General features: G+C 42.4%; 4 protein-coding genes. 1 reads left to right on the top strand and 3 read right to left on the bottom strand.

The features are described from left to right. Window positions 1-151 precede the first annotated feature (151 nt). The gene (locus tag IIB50_03345; protein MCH7530123.1) at window positions 152-349 is read left to right on the top strand and encodes a hypothetical protein; all 198 of its coding nucleotides are present in this window, start codon (window positions 152-154) and stop codon (window positions 347-349) included. A gap of 281 nt (window positions 350-630) precedes the next feature. On the opposite strand, the gene IIB50_03340 is transcribed toward IIB50_03345, so the two are convergent. Genes IIB50_03340 through IIB50_03330 form a run of 3 tightly spaced genes read right to left on the bottom strand, consistent with a single transcriptional unit; the run spans window position 631 to window position 1,970 of the window. Further along, on the bottom strand, window positions 631-1,413 hold the full coding sequence (locus IIB50_03340; GenBank protein MCH7530122.1) for an IS3 family transposase: 783 nt from the start codon (window positions 1,411-1,413) through the stop codon (window positions 631-633). Continuing rightward, window positions 1,410-1,685 carry a transposase gene (locus IIB50_03335; GenBank protein ID MCH7530121.1) on the bottom strand — a complete coding sequence of 92 codons (276 nt, stop codon included), beginning with the start codon at window positions 1,683-1,685 and terminating at the stop codon, window positions 1,410-1,412. Before IIB50_03335 ends, IIB50_03340 begins: the two co-directional genes overlap by 4 nt. Before the next feature lie 36 nt (window positions 1,686-1,721). Continuing rightward, the gene (locus tag IIB50_03330) at window positions 1,722-1,970 is read right to left on the bottom strand and encodes a hypothetical protein (GenBank protein MCH7530120.1); all 249 of its coding nucleotides are present in this window, start codon (window positions 1,968-1,970) and stop codon (window positions 1,722-1,724) included. Window positions 1,971-2,110: the final 140 nt, after the last annotated feature.

Below are 2,110 nucleotides of genomic sequence, written 5' to 3'. Positions count from 1 at the left end.
AGGCGTGAGATGACCGAAAAGCATCTCAAACTCAGGCTGAAAGATAGAATGATAGACGTAAATTCAAGATTCAAAGTCTGCCCATAAAAGAATTTTCAAATTTAAAAACGTTTTTCAAGGTATTTAACCATTTACTTAATGGAGGTGTCTAATGGAAGAAGGTAAAAAGTCTGGAAGCTGTGAGCAAAAGATCATTCTGGCGGCGGGAATTGTTTTGATCGCAGTAGCCGTGCTGGCGGATATTACCCCGCTTGGAGGGGCTCCGGGATTTGGCTTGAAGCAGATTACAGTGCTCATTTTTGGATTAGGGGGGGTGGGATACTGGTTTTATAAAAAGAAGAAGGCATAATTCTCAAGCTCTAGGTAATCAAGCTCTAGGCAGACAACGACAGCGCCTATGACAGGAGCAAACAGGAGCAAACAGGGTCAGCCCTTCACCCTGAATCTGGAACCCAATAAGCTCGTGCATGATTTCAACATGGGTCTGGAACCTAATAAGCTCGTGCATAATTTTAGAAGAGCTGGGCTCTTCTAAACATTAGGCGTGAGAGGACCGAAAGGCATCTCAAACTCAGGCCTGAAACCTGAAATTACAGGGAACTGTAATGCCCCCGGTTAAGCAAGGGTTTTTTAAGTTAGAACTGGCACTGGTTTTTGGCTAAAAGTTTCATAATATTGTTTTGGCGTCATATTGTTCAAGGATTGATGGGGATAATCGGTGTTGTATGCATTGATCCATTTGCTCAGAGCATCAGAAAAGGCAAAGGGATTGTCCCAGTCATAAGTCCAGACTAAGTCTTCTTTGATGGTTCGCATGACACGTTCTGTATCGGAATTGCCTTTGGGGTTACACCAGGTTGTAAAGATTTGTTTGATACCAACAAGGGAACAATTCATCATAAATCTCTGACTGGTTGGCTGACAACCGTTGTCAGAGATGAGAAAGAGCGCTTGATCTTTGATAGATTCTCGGATGCCGCGAGGAAAACGCTTGTTAACAGCATTTTCGAGAGCTAAAAGCCAATCATCTGTTTTGGATTGGATGTTTAGAGAATAACCAACGATTTCTTTGGTGCACCAATCTAGGACAATACACAGATAGAGCCAGCCCCAGGGGTGCATTTTGATTTTTGTCATATCGATGCCCCAGTAATGATTAGGGCGGTAGGCTCTAGGTTTAGAGCGGAACGGACCGCGACGAGCACGTATCCGCTGTCGTTTAGTCACGAGAAGGTTGTTTTCTTTCATGACACGATGGATACGATTTTTACCGGTAGGGTAACCTAGGCGATATTTCAGATAAGCCCAGGTACGGCGGTAGCCCCAAAGGGGGTGATCATCCTTGATGGGTTGAATCATAGCAAGGAGCCCTAAGTCACGCTTCCTGGTTGCTTCAGAACGTTGGCGTTTCATAACTCGTACTCGTTTTTTTTTAGTTCAATGGTGAGATCACCGATGATGTTTTTAAGTTGTTTGACCTTAGTTTCCAAATGTTGCTCTTTTTGTGATTGTTTTTTGACGTCAAAGGCTTGATGACAGGTTTGTAGGAACTGATCACGCCATTTGTAGTACTGTGTTTGAGATATCTGATATTTTTGACAGAGTTTGCTGACATCGATTTGGCCGGAGAGGCCCTCTAGGATGATTTGAGACTTTTGTTTACTGGTCCATTGTCTGCGTTTCATAGAATCGGCTCCTTTCGGTTATGAGCCAATTCTAACTTAGTTCGCCTTATTTGTTAACTGGGGGCAGTATATTTCTTTCCACAAGAGTAAAAGGCAACACAAGTTTTTAATGCTATCTTTTATCCTCCTGAACTTAACTTCGCCTATTCGCGCCTCATATCTTATATGAATTTCCCCACATCGAATATCATTTTTCATAAGAGCCCTGATCTTAAGCTCCTGGGAAAACTCCATATTTTTCCCTCTTGCCTTTATTTTACACAAAACATCTTTTTTAAATGCCATCATTCCCGACTGTGAGTCTCGCAATTTTATCTTAAATAAGAGTCTCGCAAGAAAAGAAACAAGATAGTTTGCTATTTTATTTGAGAGGCGCTGGCTATTTTTGTTGACAAGGGGATATCGGCACCCAGAAACAAAATCGC

This window comes from Patescibacteria group bacterium (genome assembly GCA_022560785.1).
Lineage (GTDB): Bacteria > Patescibacteriota > Minisyncoccia > Phycocordibacterales > JADFSL01 > JADFSL01.
Note: the sequence above shows the minus strand (reverse complement) of the source record. Positions and strands in the feature narration are given on the sequence as shown.

Bases quoted from the DNA above. Each gene is read 5' to 3' on its own strand.
- IIB50_03345 (MCH7530123.1), top strand. From the start codon at position 152: ATGGAAGAAGGTAAAAAGTCTGGAAGCTGTGAGCAAAAGATCATTCTG.
- IIB50_03340 (MCH7530122.1), bottom strand. From the start codon at position 1,413: ATGAAACGCCAACGTTCTGAAGCAACCAGGAAGCGTGACTTAGGGCTC.
- IIB50_03335 (MCH7530121.1), bottom strand. From the start codon at position 1,685: ATGAAACGCAGACAATGGACCAGTAAACAAAAGTCTCAAATCATCCTA.
- IIB50_03330 (MCH7530120.1), bottom strand. From the start codon at position 1,970: ATGGCATTTAAAAAAGATGTTTTGTGTAAAATAAAGGCAAGAGGGAAA.